17 protein-coding genes and 1 tRNA gene are annotated in these 14,738 nt (G+C 48.3%); 10 read left to right on the top strand and 8 right to left on the bottom strand.

Annotated features, from left to right (window positions below; translation table 11 throughout):
- Positions 1 to 5: 5 nt before the first annotated feature.
- From C7B65_RS19150 to C7B65_RS19135, 3 genes are all read right to left on the bottom strand, one after another.
- Positions 6 to 332 (bottom strand): rhodanese-like domain-containing protein, encoded by a 327-nt coding sequence (locus C7B65_RS19150; protein WP_083583123.1) that lies wholly within the window; start codon positions 330 to 332, stop codon positions 6 to 8.
- A gap of 223 nt (positions 333 to 555) precedes the next feature.
- Positions 556 to 1,851 carry an NAD(P)/FAD-dependent oxidoreductase gene (locus C7B65_RS19140; RefSeq protein WP_073074323.1) on the bottom strand — a complete coding sequence of 432 codons (1,296 nt, stop codon included), beginning with the start codon at positions 1,849 to 1,851 and terminating at the stop codon, positions 556 to 558.
- Positions 1,852 to 1,942: 91 nt separating this feature from the next.
- On the bottom strand, positions 1,943 to 2,164 hold the full coding sequence (locus tag C7B65_RS19135) for a YgaP family membrane protein (RefSeq protein ID WP_083583121.1): 222 nt from the start codon (positions 2,162 to 2,164) through the stop codon (positions 1,943 to 1,945).
- A 264-nt stretch (positions 2,165 to 2,428) separates the two neighbouring features.
- Between C7B65_RS19135 and C7B65_RS19130 the strand changes: the two genes are divergently transcribed.
- Complete coding sequence (locus C7B65_RS19130; RefSeq protein ID WP_223257451.1) at positions 2,429 to 2,785, top strand: DUF5895 domain-containing protein; 357 nt, start codon at positions 2,429 to 2,431, stop codon at positions 2,783 to 2,785.
- A 132-nt stretch (positions 2,786 to 2,917) separates the two neighbouring features.
- On the opposite strand, the gene C7B65_RS27455 is transcribed toward C7B65_RS19130, so the two are convergent.
- Complete coding sequence (locus C7B65_RS27455; RefSeq protein ID WP_073074322.1) at positions 2,918 to 3,175, bottom strand: hypothetical protein; 258 nt, start codon at positions 3,173 to 3,175, stop codon at positions 2,918 to 2,920.
- A 42-nt stretch (positions 3,176 to 3,217) separates the two neighbouring features.
- Between C7B65_RS27455 and C7B65_RS19125 the strand changes: the two genes are divergently transcribed.
- Positions 3,218 to 3,670: an ISAzo13-like element transposase-related protein gene (locus C7B65_RS19125; protein ID WP_181314444.1), complete on the top strand. Its 453-nt coding sequence runs from the start codon at positions 3,218 to 3,220 to the stop codon at positions 3,668 to 3,670.
- A 119-nt stretch (positions 3,671 to 3,789) separates the two neighbouring features.
- On the opposite strand, the gene C7B65_RS19120 is transcribed toward C7B65_RS19125, so the two are convergent.
- From C7B65_RS19120 to C7B65_RS19110, 3 genes are all read right to left on the bottom strand, one after another.
- Positions 3,790 to 3,860: transfer RNA gene (locus C7B65_RS19120), tRNA-Cys, on the bottom strand.
- Positions 3,861 to 3,980: 120 nt separating this feature from the next.
- Entirely contained in the window at positions 3,981 to 5,225 is a 1,245-nt protein-coding gene (locus C7B65_RS19115) for a URC4/urg3 family protein (protein WP_073074320.1), read from the bottom strand.
- Complete coding sequence (locus C7B65_RS19110; protein ID WP_073074319.1) at positions 5,225 to 6,490, bottom strand: GTP cyclohydrolase II; 1,266 nt, start codon at positions 6,488 to 6,490, stop codon at positions 5,225 to 5,227. The genes C7B65_RS19115 and C7B65_RS19110 overlap by 1 nt, the downstream gene beginning before the upstream one ends.
- 233 nt (positions 6,491 to 6,723) lie before the next feature.
- Between C7B65_RS19110 and C7B65_RS19105 the strand changes: the two genes are divergently transcribed.
- Positions 6,724 to 8,250: a YifB family Mg chelatase-like AAA ATPase gene (locus C7B65_RS19105; protein ID WP_073074351.1), complete on the top strand. Its 1,527-nt coding sequence runs from the start codon at positions 6,724 to 6,726 to the stop codon at positions 8,248 to 8,250.
- A 107-nt stretch (positions 8,251 to 8,357) separates the two neighbouring features.
- Here the strand turns inward: C7B65_RS19105 and C7B65_RS19100 are convergent, their stop codons facing one another.
- Positions 8,358 to 8,729 (bottom strand): hypothetical protein, encoded by a 372-nt coding sequence (locus tag C7B65_RS19100; RefSeq protein ID WP_073074318.1) that lies wholly within the window; start codon positions 8,727 to 8,729, stop codon positions 8,358 to 8,360.
- Positions 8,730 to 9,379: 650 nt separating this feature from the next.
- Between C7B65_RS19100 and C7B65_RS19095 the strand changes: the two genes are divergently transcribed.
- From C7B65_RS19095 to C7B65_RS19065, 7 genes are all read left to right on the top strand, one after another.
- Entirely contained in the window at positions 9,380 to 9,670 is a 291-nt protein-coding gene (locus tag C7B65_RS19095) for a type II toxin-antitoxin system RelE/ParE family toxin (protein WP_073074317.1), read from the top strand.
- A 9-nt stretch (positions 9,671 to 9,679) separates the two neighbouring features.
- Positions 9,680 to 9,970, top strand: a complete 291-nt coding sequence (locus C7B65_RS19090; RefSeq protein WP_073074316.1) for an addiction module antidote protein — start codon at positions 9,680 to 9,682, stop codon at positions 9,968 to 9,970.
- A gap of 110 nt (positions 9,971 to 10,080) precedes the next feature.
- Positions 10,081 to 10,305: a DUF433 domain-containing protein gene (locus tag C7B65_RS19085; RefSeq protein ID WP_073074315.1), complete on the top strand. Its 225-nt coding sequence runs from the start codon at positions 10,081 to 10,083 to the stop codon at positions 10,303 to 10,305.
- A complete protein-coding gene (locus C7B65_RS19080; RefSeq protein ID WP_073074314.1) occupies positions 10,302 to 10,634 on the top strand; it encodes a DUF5615 family PIN-like protein in 333 nt (110 codons plus the stop codon). Before C7B65_RS19085 ends, C7B65_RS19080 begins: the two co-directional genes overlap by 4 nt.
- 137 nt (positions 10,635 to 10,771) lie before the next feature.
- A complete protein-coding gene (locus C7B65_RS19075) occupies positions 10,772 to 12,280 on the top strand; it encodes a C1 family peptidase (protein WP_073074313.1) in 1,509 nt (502 codons plus the stop codon).
- A gap of 115 nt (positions 12,281 to 12,395) precedes the next feature.
- The gene (gene purB / locus C7B65_RS19070) at positions 12,396 to 13,712 is read left to right on the top strand and encodes an adenylosuccinate lyase (RefSeq protein ID WP_317615837.1); all 1,317 of its coding nucleotides are present in this window, start codon (positions 12,396 to 12,398) and stop codon (positions 13,710 to 13,712) included.
- A 196-nt stretch (positions 13,713 to 13,908) separates the two neighbouring features.
- Positions 13,909 to 14,268 carry a hypothetical protein gene (locus C7B65_RS19065; RefSeq protein ID WP_073074312.1) on the top strand — a complete coding sequence of 120 codons (360 nt, stop codon included), beginning with the start codon at positions 13,909 to 13,911 and terminating at the stop codon, positions 14,266 to 14,268.
- Positions 14,269 to 14,738: the final 470 nt, after the last annotated feature.

Here is a 14,738-nt window from a genome sequence, read left to right as displayed (position 1 = left end):
CTCCTTTAAGGACGATTGCCGCGCTGCACGGCATATCCGTTGCTTTGCCATGCCATTAAGCCACCTTGCAAGTTGTAGACCTGATGGTAGCCCTGAGTAATTAACCATTGCGCCGCGATCGCACTCCGATGACCCGATAGACAAGTGACAGCGATTGCCTGGTCTTTGGGAATGTCCTTGAGAATGCGATCGCGGTTTAATCGTTGTGCTCCTGGAATATGTCCCATCATGTATTCCAGCCAGCCCCGCACATCTATGATCAAGAGTCGCTTTTGACGTGACTGGAGTTGGGCGGGAGTTAATAAAATTGAGTTTAGGGATGATTGAGGCATAGATTTAGATTTTATTTTCTTCACGAGTCACTCACCTGGAGTGGATAACGAACTGGAATTTCAAGCGTGTTTTGGATGCGATCAGCAAATTTCCTGTACACTATGCCCTTGATTGCAGAGTGCTGCCAGAATTTGCAGTCGGGTAGGTTCTGCCAGAATCTTAAATCGGTTTGCGAGTCCCTCTAGTTCGCCAGGGTTGAAGACTATTTCTATATCCCTTGTTTCATACTTTTACCTGCATACGCTCTGTGCTTGGAACAATGGGTTCTACCAGTGGTAGCCCGATCGCCCGAAAGCCCCAACGCTCAAACCAGGGAATTGTCCAGCCCAGGCGCATCTTCGTCATAAAATAGGTCTCAAAGCCTGCCTTCATCCACGACACCCAGATGCCGTGAAAGGTGAGCGCACGGTGGCGATGCCCTGACTCATCTGGCAGCAGTGGATCGGCTAAAAAGAGCGCTCCAGTATTGCCAAAATCTGCAAAGCAAATCGCTTGCAGGGTGGGTTGATACTGAGAACCAGTAGTCACCCCTAACTCCAGGGCAATATTATGGGCAACCGCCAGCGCCATTTCTTCAGACATCAATCCCACCTTGGGAGCACCCGTGGGGATGGGAGTTTGCTCCACTGCTTTGAGTTGGGTGATCACTCCCACAGCGTAAATCGACTCAAAGTCAGGGTGGCGATAGGTAGGCAAGACGGGGATAAACCCCTTGGCATCGGTTAAGCCCGGTGCTTCACGCAGGAAGCGGGGTCCCCGGAAGGGCGGCAAGACCATCACAAATTTAGCTGGAATCTTGCGCCCATCCGCCAGGTGAACCGCGTCTCGTTCAAAATGTGAAATGGCTGTGTTTTCCATCAGCTCAATTTCCCGCGCTGCCATGAATTTACGCATCAGCCAGCGAGAGTTTGCCATCCCGCCGATGCCCAGATGCCCAGCGTAGGGTTCTGAGGTAATGAAGGTGATTGGGACTTGCGCTCTCAATCCCTTCTGCTGCAAAACGTGATGGATCAAGAAGGCAAACTCATAGGCAGGTCCAAAACAACTGGCTCCTGGTGCGGCACCTACGACAATTGATCCTGGATCGGCTAAGAATTTCTCCCAGGCTTCTCCTGCCAACACCGCATGATGCGGATTACACACCGATTGGGTGTAACCGCCCTCCGGCCCTAACCCTGGAATGGCATCCAGTGCCAATTCTGGTCCCGTAGCAATGACGACATAATCGTAATCCACTACCCGGTCGCCCATCGTAATCTGACGCGACTTCGGATCAAGGGCAGTAACGGCAGCATGAATAAATTCAATGCCATACCGAGGAACAATTGCAGCTAAATCTAACTGGATTTGATCGAGGGACTTCAACCCCAGCGCAACCCAGGGTAAAGAAGGCACAAACGTAAACTTCGGTTGATTTGAAATGAGCGTAATCTGATGTTCATGCGGTAAGACATGCCTCAGCTCGTAGGCGGCAGGCAATCCTCCCAGTCCAGCCCCAATGACAACAACGCGAGCCATAACAGCGACTCCTAAAGGTTAAGTTTTAAATTCAGTCTTGAACAAATAAGAGCGTGGGAGCGTGAGAGGGATACTTTATCTCATCATCCCATCATCCCTCTCTCACTCCCATCTTTGTTAGCAGCACAATGAACGGACACCAGTTGGTAAACGCTGATTGCAGCAGGTTCAGTCCCACAAAGGCTGTTACCCATAACCAGCTTGGATGGCTTAACGATAGCGACAAACTCACAAGTACGAGACTGCCTGCAATCAAACGTATCCACTGGTGCTGAGTCCAAGGTTGCTTACGACTGGTCATCGGCTTCAGCATGTCACCTCCACAGAGCTTATAAAATTATTATACTACTATACAGCCATATAATAGATAACTCAAGTGATGGAAAATTTTCACGGGGTCTCGACCTATAACGCTACCAACGCCACTCGTACGGGTTCTAAAACAGTATCCAAACCACCAAAATTCAGTGTTCCAACGGGATCTCGTACTGCTCGAACTGAAAAGACAAAACCAAAAGACTTTGAGGTTGACACAGACCTACTCAGCAATGTCTACAATCAGGTGCGCTGACCGCAGTTGCCCTACGGCATTGTGGTTAATGACAAGCCAGCCGGGATTCTGATTCCGATCGATCAGCTAGAGAAAGCGGGCTGGATTGACATGCCGGATGAAGATGACCTCACGACCGTTACTTTCACTGAAGATGTGACGGGTCTTTTGATTACGGAAGCCGGGTTACTCGTGCTGGCATTTGTGCCGGAATACATTCGCTGCAAGTCGGATGTGGAAGATTTGGGCGGTACGGTTGTTGGACTCTATGACGACGTGAATTCGACGGCTTCGTTACAGTTTGTCGTGCCCCCTAAATCCCCAAGTTTGGGGGACTCCAAGCCAAAATTTCCGGTTCAAAGTCCCCCAAAATGGGGGATTTAGGGGGCAGAAGCCGCTGACAACGCAGCGAAAAAACTCGTCGAACTGACGTTATGACGAGTACCGCAATAGCCTAGACAAGAAATCGATGGATGTTTGCTCAGAACATGCGCTGTTGTTTCTGGATGAAGATAATCAACCGCTGCATACAATTAAGACAATCTGTTTTTGTTTTCCTTTAGGATGTTGAACAATAATGACAGCATCCCCCGTTTTTGATTGGATTGGATCAGCATCTTTTGATTGGGTTTGATCACTATCTTTGAAATGCTGGAGTGCATCTGCAACCTGTTCATATCCCATCTGTACACCTATGGCTTTGATCTTACCCTGGTCATACTCTCCCTCTGGATGCCATAACCGATACTTTAACTCCACCGCCAAGAGGAACATTAGCCTGTAAGTCCAATGCGTTGTTCTTGAAGTGATTTCATTGTGGCTAGTCTTCAAGATGGGTGGAATGGGTTGACGCTAGCCCAACAGCAAGCAACGGATCTGCTGCAACTCAAAGTGGATAACAAACCTGAAAGTAGTGGGGTTCGCACCCAGTTTCTCAAGCGCATGGTGGAGTTGGCGAACCAGATGGGTCAGCCCATTCCACTCCTTTACTATCCGCCCTACCCTAGTAAGTACAACCCGATTGAGCGGTGTTGGGGCACTCTAGAACAGCACTGGAAGGACACTCAGTTAAGCAATGTCCAAGTCATGCTAGCCTGGGCGCAAAGCATAACTTGGAAAGGCATTCATCCCACAGTCAAATTGAACAGCACGACGTATCCAAAAGGCATTTCACTCACTAAACCAGCAATGCGTGAGATTGAAAGTAGATTGGAACGCAGCCCAGAATTACCAAAATGGGATATCTTGATTCGACTAATCGATGGGTAGAATTATTCCTGGAAGTTTCCTAACTCTTCGCTTGTGCTACGAATTGACATCTAATTCTTCGTTGTTGTGACATTTAGTTCTTCGCTACGGACACTTATTCCTTCGCTCTACAGTTAAGAAGGCGGCACCCAGATTCGAACTGGGGATGAGGATTTTGCAGACCCTTGCCTTACCACTTGGCTATGCCGCCGCTCGTAAAGTCTATATTTTCGATACGCTTCATATCCTACCAAACTTCGGGTCAGAGTTTTGCAGAAATCTCAAATCATTTACCCGCTTATGTGTGGGGACATAGGAGAAACTTAACCCGTTAAAAGACGGTTCCGTCGCTCTCGATGCGGATGGGAGACGCACCGCTAGGTCTTCGGTGGGCGGCAATTTTTCGCCCGGAAGCCCAAGTGCCGCCTTGCAGAATTTTGACCAGCGGAAGGTCGGAGGCACTCAGATTAAGGCGTTGGCGCATGGTGTGGGCGATCGCGTCTAGAAGGCAAACCGTGAGAGCGCGCCATTCGACGATCGCGGCTGCTCCTGGTAAATGAGACTGCTGCAAAATTTGCTGATCTTTGACTTGTAATAATCCCAAGTCGAGACACAATCCGCCATTTCGATATTCTGGCAGCCCGGTCAGGGCATCTAAGTCAGTGATCTCTAAGCCTAATTCTTGTAGGGGTTCTAGCAGAGAATAGGTGAGCCATTGAGAAAGTTTGTGAAAGGGCACTAATTTATCGCTGATCTCGGTTCCTGGCAGTGCCGGGTGGAGCCACACGTCTCCCAGATTGACTCCTGCTAGAGAAACTCGCCCTGACCAGATTTCTCCAAAGCCTTCTAGAACAGCATTGAGCATGATCGGGGCTGAGAGTTTGCCGTCTTGTGCCTGTTGCAAGAGATAGTTAACCAGGTTGCCAGGACGCGGATGGGTAGCTCCAAACCAGTTTGGGTGCTTTTGGAGCGCTTGACCCAGTTTTTGCAATAATTGCGATCGTCCTTCCAAGCCCACAAGCGGGTTTTGATCATTCACCTGAAAGTTTTCTATCAGAGCGTTTGGCGTTAGTTGGCGCAGCCCTTCTGCATCGGTTTGGTAGGGATTAGCGGAATCGCTAGAAAAGCCGCCCTGACAGAATAAATGGAAGCTGGCGACGGCTAATCCTTCCGATCGTGACCATACTTGCCCGGTTTCAGCTTCAAGATAGTGCCAGCGATCGCCCGCCCCGGCATCGAGCAATACACTGGGAATCACGAGATCAAATTTTGCTTTGGCTTTTTCTAGGGGAGACAGATTGGCGAGTGCGCGATCGAGATGCCCCAATCTCGGCGCATTCTCGACTTCAAAATGTCGCCAACGGCTGTGAAAGGGAATCTGCAAATCTGGGTAGTGTTCGCGAGTCACCGCAATTACATAGTCGGCAACGCGATCCATCTGAGTCAGATCACACCGAAAATAGCGGAGTTGATCGGCCTGTGCTAGGGCGAAAAGTTTGCCGCACCGCTCTCGAATCGCTTGAGGAGAACGCAGATAAGCGATCGTATCGACTTCAGACAAGGGTTGAGAAAACATTAGTCTGTCAGTCCTCGTCCTTTAATCTCTGCTAGCGATTCCTGAGTCAGAACCTGGCTTTGAGTGTAGTAACCAGCCGCCTTTTTTGCCTCGATCTCAACCTGGGCATCTGCCGGAATCAAGTCATCAGGGATGGCGACCCGCTCAATGACTTGAATACCAGACTGAGTGATGGCATTGTATTTCAGATCGCTCATTGAGACTAAGCGATCGATGCGCGTAATGCCTAACCAGTGCAGCACATCGGGCATGAGTTCCTGAAAGCGCATATCCTGCACGCCAGCGACGCATTCGGTTCGGGCAAAGTAGGCATCGGCCCGATCTCCGCCTGCTTGCCGTTTGCGGGCGTTGTAGACTAAAAACTTAGTGACTTCTCCCAGCGCTCGTCCCTCTTTGCGGAGGTAGACCACCACGCCTGCGCCGCCTGCTTGCGCGGTTTGAATGCACGCTTCGATGCCGTGTACCAAATAAGGGCGGCAGGTGCAAATGTCTGAACCAAAGACATCAGAGCCATTGCATTCGTCGTGAACCCTCACCGTCAGGGGTTTATCGGGATCGGCGATCGCGTCCGGTTCGCCAATTATGTAGACGGTAATGCCCCCGATCGGCGGCAAAAAGACTTTCAGATCAGGGCAAGTCACCAAATCGGGAAACATCCCGCCCGTGTGTTCAAATAAGGCTCGGCGCAGCATTTTTTCTTCAACATTGAGCCGCTTTGCAATGCCAGGAAGATACCACACAGGCTCGATCGCGGCTTTGGTGACGACGAGATCGCCGCCTGGCTTCATGACTTTGCCATCTTCGACCAAGCGCCCTTTGGCAACAGCATCTTGAAGCTCTGGCATATTGATATGAGCTTTAGTGATCGCGATCGAGGGACGAATATCATAGCCCTGCTTGTAGAGATGTTGATAAGCTTCACCAACAACTGCCCCAAACGGGTCGAGAGAAATAATCCGATCGGGGTCTGCCCAAGCGGGGTGAGGCCCAATCTTAACGGCGGGTGATGTATTAGTAAGATCAGCCCGATGGTCTGCCCGGAGTCTGCCGCTTGCCACCGCTAGCGCTCGATAAACTGCATAGGAACCCGAATGCGTCCCAATCACGTTGCGATGGGCAGGGTTAAGCACTGTACCAACAACGGGGCCTCGTTTAATGGGGTCTGCTGCCCCCCAATTGAGGACGATCGACGAGGGACAAAATCGCGAGGGTTGGGATGACAGAACCCTACGGCTCTGCTTAGGACTGATCGGCTGACTGACCATAGACACTCCCCGACGTGATGATTAAAAAATCTAAAGTTAATCGAGTTGGGATAGTCTCTGATATTAGCAATACCCGCAAGGATGACGAAGTATTCTGTAAGGCAGAAATTATTGGAGTGAGCTAGTAGCCTATTCAAGGCTAGATTCCTGACTTCAACGCCCGATTGTTCAACTCGCGTTGCCTTGCTCTAAACTTTGGGCACTCTACCAAAGCATTCGTCGTGGAATTTCTCATGCTTGCCAAGGTTTGGAGTGCATCGCTCGTCGGCATTGATGCCGTTAAAGTCGGGGTTGAGGTTGACATTGCAGGAGGGCTGCCCGGAATGGTAGTCGTTGGGCTGCCAGACACCAGTGTGCAAGAGTCTAAAGAGCGCGTCAAAACTGCCCTCAAGAATGCGGGCTATGCCTTTCCGATGCGGCGAATCGTTATAAATCTGACTCCCGCAGACCTAAGAAAAGAAGGGCCAAGTTTTGATTTACCGATTAGCGTCGGCATTTTGGCAGCCTCCGAGCAAGTCAAGATCGAGCTACTAGAGACTCATTTGTTTTTAGGCGAAGTTTCGCTAGACGGAGCGCTCAGACCTGTAGCGGGAGTGTTGGCGATCGCAGCAGCAGCGCAACGTCTGGGCATCTCTGGCTTAGTAGTCCCGGCAGATAACGCCCGCGAAGCGGCAGTCGTGAAAGGGATCTCAGTCTACGGCTTTAATCACTTATCTGAGGTGGGGCAGTTTCTCGCTGATCCGACAACTCACACACCCATGCAGGTAGATGTGATCGAAGAACTGGAGCGATCGCAGACTTCAAGCTTTGATTTACGAGACGTGAAAGGGCAAGCTCATGCGCGTCGTGCTTTAGAAATCGCCGCAGCCGGAGGACACAATTTAGTGTTTGTTGGGCCTCCGGGCAGTGGTAAAACGATGCTTGCCCGTCGCCTACCCGGAATTCTGCCTCCCCTCTCTTTTGACGAAGCGCTCGAAGTCACACAAGTTCACTCAGTTGCGGGATTGCTAAAGAACAAAGGCTCACTGGTCAGCACTCGTCCGTTTCGCAGCCCTCATCATTCTGCATCGGGTGTCTCCCTGGTCGGAGGTGGCAGCTATCCCAGACCGGGCGAAATCTCTCTGGCACACCGGGGGATCTTGTTTCTGGACGAACTAACTGAGTTTAAGCGCGAGGTGTTGGAGTTTTTACGTCAGCCTTTAGAAGACGGACACGTTACCATCTCTAGAGCGCGTCAATCTGTCTCCTTTCCAGCTCGATTTACGTTGGTTGCCAGCACCAATCCTTGTCCGTGTGGTTTTTTTGCAGACACGGTACATCCCTGCACTTGCTCTCCCCGATCGAGAGAACAATATTGGGCAAAACTATCGGGCCCGCTCATGGATCGGATTGATCTCCAAGTCGGTGTTAATCGGCTCAAACCAGAAGAAATTACTCAACAGCCTACAGGTGAAGATTCAGAAACCGTGCGATCGCGGGTTCAAATTGCTCGCGATCGGGCCCGTCTTCGCTTCAAAAACACTGACTTACGCTGTAATGCTGAGATGCAAAGTTCTCATCTCAGACAGTGGTGCAAACTGGATGACTCGACCCGCAATTTGCTCGAAAGCGCGATCCGCAAACTGGGATTATCAGTCAGAGCCAGCGATCGGATTCTCAAAGTTGCGCGCACGATCGCCGATTTAGCAGGTGACGAACATCTTCAAACTCATCACGTTGCTGAAGCGGTGCAATATCGCACGATCGATCGCATGCAGTAAGGTGCCATTGTCTGCATAGACATGGCTTAACTTTACGAATTGCACGGTTAGAGAGCCACATGACTATGAAGGATTCGTTAATCGATGGCTCCCTAACGCCCAACTTCCTAGAGTTGAATGGTGATTTTGTTGTGCAACTCCTCCACTTGAACTAGAGAACCATTCCCGATCGCAATGTTGAATTTCACTAAAGAACGTTCAACTTGATATCCCGGCAACACTCGAACAATTTGATACTCAGTCATCAAGTCACTGGTGCCATCCCATTTGAACAATGCCAGTTGGTTTGATGCAATCTCACTCAGTTGTGAAACGAAATCTTCAATGCGATCGCTAACATTCACGAGAATGCCAGACGAAAGGAAGATGTAACGCTCTTGCAAATCCAAAGTCACACTAACTCGATAACGCTTTTCGGTTGAGCAACGCAACTCAACGGTGAACAAAATCGAGCCAGGAACGATCGTCCTAACTCCCATATTATTTTGTCCTCTCGGTTAGTTCAAAGAGGACAAGAACGCTGATTGCTCAGACATTCCATTGGGGTGAAAAACGTATGCAGGATCTTGATTCCAGCCTTTCAAGATCCCATAGCAAAGCCGACGGTGTACAATCATGAACGCCTCCTGAGTTAGTTACGGTAACTAGGGATGGAAGTCCTCGGAGTCTGATCGCCTAAATCAGGCTTCGGGGCACAACTTCATCACTGCGGTGTATTGTACAAGAGTTTTTAGGTTTTTGGAATGCTAAATTTTTGAGGTGATAGCGATCTTCTCCGATGCCAAATTCTAAAGACCTGATGCTTAAGTTGACTCGTTCTCGATCGCAGTCAACCTAAGCATCAATGGGGCTTCTCACTGTCGATATAACAATGATAATAGCAATCTAGATTGGTCAACTTTTCACAGCAACTTTAATGGATATTTTGGGACACGAGAAGTAGTGAGAACAGCAATTACAGTCGCATTGGGTCTTTAGGTAAAGATAGTTAACTTGAGGTCATTTCCCAGAAAAAGCTAAAATCCTCTACTTTTCAAATGCGTAACACTTGGGTTACGCATTTTTTATTGAAGGACATGGAATCAGATTTCTCTTTACTTTTATGTATCCCACAGGATACACTTGATATGTGATTGAAGTTCGTCAGACTGAGACCTATGCTAATTGGTTTGAATCGCTGCGCGATCGCCAAGCAAAAGCGCGTATAGACATTCGTATTCGTCGCTTGTCTACGGGCAATCCAGGCGATGTTAAACCAGTAGGGCGAGGCGTGTCGGAACTGCGGATTGATTATGGTTCAGGCTATCGGGTGTATTTCATACAAAGAGGTGAGACCTTGATCATTCTCTTGGCAGGAGGAGATAAACGGACTCAAGAACGGGACATCAAAACAGCGCTAGATCTAGCGCAAGACTTATAGGAGGTCTTCATGGCTACTGTTCAAACCTACCCTTGGGATGCGGCGGAACATTTGGAAACCAGAGAAGATATAGCTACATATCTTGAAGCTGCCCTTGAAGATGGCGATCCAAGCTTAGTGGTAGCAGCATTAGGTGATATTGCTCGATCTAAAGGTATGACGCATATTGCCCGTGAAACAGGGTTGGGTCGTGAAAGTCTTTACAAAGCTTTGTCGGCTGAAGGCAATCCAGAGTTTGTCACAGTTCTCAAGGTTTTACAGGCACTTGGATTACGCATCCAGGTTTTACCCATTGTCTAACATTGCGTTGGTGCGGACGGAACAGAGTTGCATGGGGAAACGATCGCCGATCGGGAAATCAAACTTCCCGATATGATGAAGGTAAGCAAATATTTCTACTTTGTTGATTTATGGACTACCACAACATCATCACAATTGAGCCTGGAAAACGCAGTGGTAAGCCATGTATCCGAGGAATGCGAATCACTGTCTACGACATTTTAGAGTATCTAGCAGGTGGGATGACAGAAGCGGAAATTTTGGAAGACTTTTCTGAACTCACTTCAGAAGACATCAAAGCTTGTCTTGCGTTTGCAGCCGATCGTGAGAAAAAGTTATTCGTAGCATCGCTGTGAAACTGCTCTTAGATGAAAATCTTTCAGACCAGATTGTTCACAGAATTATCGATTTATATCCTGATTCTGAACACGTCAAAACCTTAGCGCTTACGAATACTGATGATGGGCTTATTTGGGAATACGCAAAAGCAAACGGTTTTGTGATTGTTTCCAAAGATGCTGACTTTCATCAGCGCAGTTTACTTTACGGTCATCCGCCCAAGTTCATCTATCTTCGCATCGGCAACAGTCCAACGTTAAAGATTGTTCAGGTTTTGAGAGATAGTTTTGACACAATTATTCAGTTTGGAGATAGAGAATTGGAAAGTATCTTAGTGTTGGCATAGCGTGCCCCCACTCTGGATGAGGCAAAATTCGGCTCACGGAAGTTCTCAAACACTGACAGCGAGGATTAAGTAAAAATACGGGTTAGATTTTTACCTAATCTGAGAAACATAATCTGAGCCTTTACAGATTTGTTTCTATGTCAAAAAACTATCGTCAAGTTCGCAAATCAACGGTTGTTAAAAATTCAGTCGGTCAACAGTTCAAATTAGGTGGCTACCGTCCCGAAAAGCAGAATTCTAAAGACAAAAAATATAGTGCGAAGCGCGATCGTCCCCTGCCTCCCAAAGCCGATTTGCGCCTTTATATGACCCCGGTCGAAAATCAAGGCGGCTCCAATAGCTGCACCGCTAATGCAGTCGCAGGAGCCTATGAATATTTGGCAAACCGTCTGCTTGGGAAATCAGAAGACGTGAGCCGTCTATTCATCTACTACAACGCACGAGAACTTGACGGCGACTCTAGCCAAGACGAAGGGACGTATCTAAAAAGCTGCGTCAAGGTTTTGCGAAAATATGGGGCTTGCTCTGAAAACACCTGGTCTTTTGACTTAAACCAAATTCTAGAACAGCCACACAAACAGGCATACGCAGAAGCCGCAAACTTTATCGTTGAAGAAGCGGCTCGTGTCGATGTCGATCTTCACGCAATGCAGAGTTGTTTAGCTGACGGCTATCCGTTTGCGTTTGGCTTACAGCTTTTCTCATCGTTTCAGCAAGCAGGTTCTGATGGGTTGGTGCCCATGCCCGACCCCGACAACGAAAAGCACGATGGCGGACACGCAATGCTTTGTGTGGGCTATTCTGACCCTGATCAAGTCTTCATCGTTCGCAACTCGTGGGGTGACGAATGGGGAGAGCACGGCTATTGCTATATCCCTTACGACTATATGACCAAGCCGGAGCTTAACGGAGACTGCTGGACGATTCGCCAGGTTAGCGATCGCGATTTAAGCCAAGGCATTCAAGGCAGTTCGGCTTCTCTATTTGATGGGGCGAGGGCAGCGATCGCGACTGCATTTCAAGCTCCCGGCGCAATCCGCAAACCCTCGGTCATTGCCTTGTTAGAGGAGACTTACGAGGCTTACACAGTCGAATACGAAGAAGAGCTTGTCTACGTTAAGAACAAAGGATTCGTTTTAGCCGATGCTTTCGAGAACCTCGATCTTCTCTACTTTCAAGAAGATGACGAAACTGACGAAGAAACCGAAGACGGCTATGAAGAAGAATCCGAAGAGACTGAATTCTACGAAGAGACTGTAAGCAGCTACGAAGAAGAATCAGACGAAACGGAAGACGACGAAGAGACTGAAGACAGCTACGAAGAAGAATCCGAAGAAGAGGAATCCGAGGAAACCTACGAGACGGAAGAGGAGTCTGAGGAAACTGAAGATAGCTACGAAGAAGAATCCGAAGAAGAGGAATCCGAGGAAACCTACGAGACGGAAGAGGAGTCTGAGGAAACTGAAGATAGCTACGAAGAGGAATCTGAAGAAGAATCCGAGGAAACTGAAGATAGCTACGAAGAAGACGCTGAAGAAGAGACAGCGGAGGAATCTGAGGAAATCGAAGATACTTACGAAGAGGAAACTGAAGAGAGTTACGAAGAAGATGCAGGAGCAGATGGAGGTGATGACTCCGAAGAGTAAATTACCGATCGCTCAAAGCAGCAAAATCTTCTGCAATGCCCACGCTAGACCCTCGACAGTGTGGGCATCGCCATAACAAAATTTATAGCGCAAATTAGACGCTACAATGTGACGGTTGTATTCTGCACGACGAGTCTTGATAGAGCGCTATACCCTACCCGAAATGGGCAACCTGTGGACTGAAGCCTACAAATTTAAAACTTGGCTAGAAGTCGAGATTGCTGTTTGCGATGCTCAGGCTGAACTGGGTTATATTCCCGCTGAGGCAGTCGCAGAAATCAAAGCAAAGGCAAATTTTGACCCCAAACGAATCTTAGAAATCGAGGCAGAAGTTCGCCACGATGTCATCGCTTTCCTCACCAACGTCAACGAATACGTAGGCGATGCGGGACGATACATTCACTTGGGCATGACCAGTTCTGATGTGCTAGACACCGCGCTGGCACTGCAACTCGTCGCCAGTCTAGATGTGATCATGTCGCACGTTGAGGCGTTGATTCAGGCACTTCGCTATCAGGCTCAACAACATCGCAACACGGTGATGATCGGTCGATCGCACGGCATTCACGCAGAACCCATCACGTTTGGTTTCAAACTGGCTGGCTGGCTGGCAGAAATGCTGCGGCACCGCGATCGGCTCTGTCAACTCAAAAAAACCATTGCTGTCGGTCAAATCTCTGGCGCGGTTGGAACCTACGCCAATATTGACCCTCGAATTGAGTCTCTAACCTGTCAAAATTTAGGACTCGAACCCGATGCCGCCTCGACGCAGGTGATTTCCCGCGATCGTCACGCCGATTATATGAATGGCTTGGCGCTTTTGGCATCGTCGATCGAGCGTTTTGCAGTAGAAATCCGCAATCTCCAGCGCACCGACGTTTTAGAAGTCGAAGAATTCTTCTCGAAGGGGCAAAAAGGCTCATCCGCGATGCCCCATAAACGGAATCCGATCCGATCGGAGCGGCTCACCGGAATGGCACGTCTGATCCGAGGCTATGCCGTCGCCGCAATGGAAAACGTCGCACTCTGGCACGAACGCGATATTTCCCACAGTTCTGTCGAACGGGTTGCCTTCCCCGATGCCTGCATTCTCACTCACTTCATGCTGGTCGAAACTACTGACCTGGTGAAAAATCTCCTGGTCTATCCCGACAATATGGCGCGGAATATGAACCTCTACGGTGGAGTTGTCTTTAGTCAACGAGTTTTGTTGGCGCTGATTGGCAAAGATGTGAGTCGTGAAGAGGCGTATACGATCGTGCAGTCTTGCGCTCACCAAGCCTGGAATAAGCCCGATGGTGACTTCCGCAAGTTGATCAGTGAAGATCCGCGTGTGGTCGAAAAGCTTTCCCCGGCTGAAATCGCTGATTGTTTCGATCCTCAACATCATCTAAAAAATCTAGACCAGGTTTATCAACGCTTGGGGATTTGAGCTTTTTTAGACTTTATTGTTCCGTCGAATTAATGTTGGGCTGCTTGAGCCAACTGTTGGGATAGTCCTTACAGCTTGTCTGTGCGTGTTCAGATTTAGTTTGCCTAAATGCTTTTTCTAGAGAAGCCTTTGAAGATTACTGGAGACAGGTGTGCTATAAATTGACAAAGCTCGGTTCAACAGGATCACTACCAACGTGGAATTATCTGTACTAACTCTACAAGCAGTAAATATTGCGCTTTATACGATCGATAAGGTTTCAGGTGGGGCTTTGGAAAAAGCTGGAGCGGATGTTCTAGATTTCTTGTCGAAAAGATTTCAGGGCAAACTCCAAATTGAAAAATCTGAGTCAAAGCTTTTGGAAGCTGCAATTTTGAGTGAAGCTGAAAGGGACAGGAAATTTCAAGAAGATCTCGAAAGACTGGTAACTCATTATCAACATATACAAAGTACCTCTCACGTTTCTCAAAGTACTGAATCAGGTGTCAACCTCAATGTTGATAAAAATTCAGGTACCGTTGTGGGGCAGCAGATAGAGCAGAAATTTTTTCGTTAGCCAGTTTTTTGATCTCAAGGACTCCGATCTAGAATCTAATAGGAATCCACTTAAAAAATTCCTTAACTACGCTAAGGTCGCTGCATTTTTAGTATGCTCTGTATTCTTTTGGGTTCTATTCGGTTGGTTAGCTGATTACTCGTTTCCCTTTGGTCAAGCCTTAGATTTATTTCTCGCTTGTTTTAGGGGTACCGTTTCAGCAAAAATTAATAATTTACAGCAGCAATTACAAAAGACAGACATAATCCCTCAACCAGATAACACGCAGCAAGTTCAAAAGCTAAACAACTTAGAGTCTCAGGCATGGCTATACAAGAGCATTCTGGAACGTCTTGGTGCAGATCCTTCCGCAAATCATGAAAAAATAGCAAGAACACTTGAGGCATTAGAGTATATACTCGCCACGATTGAGAAATGGACTTTTGGATTGTTCTCCCGCATCAACGATAAGATGAGGTTTGTTCTAGAGC

This window comes from Phormidesmis priestleyi ULC007 (genome assembly GCF_003003695.1).
Classification (GTDB): domain Bacteria; phylum Cyanobacteriota; class Cyanobacteriia; order Leptolyngbyales; family Leptolyngbyaceae; genus Phormidesmis_A; species Phormidesmis_A priestleyi_A.
This window is presented reverse-complemented; position numbering and strand designations above follow the sequence as displayed.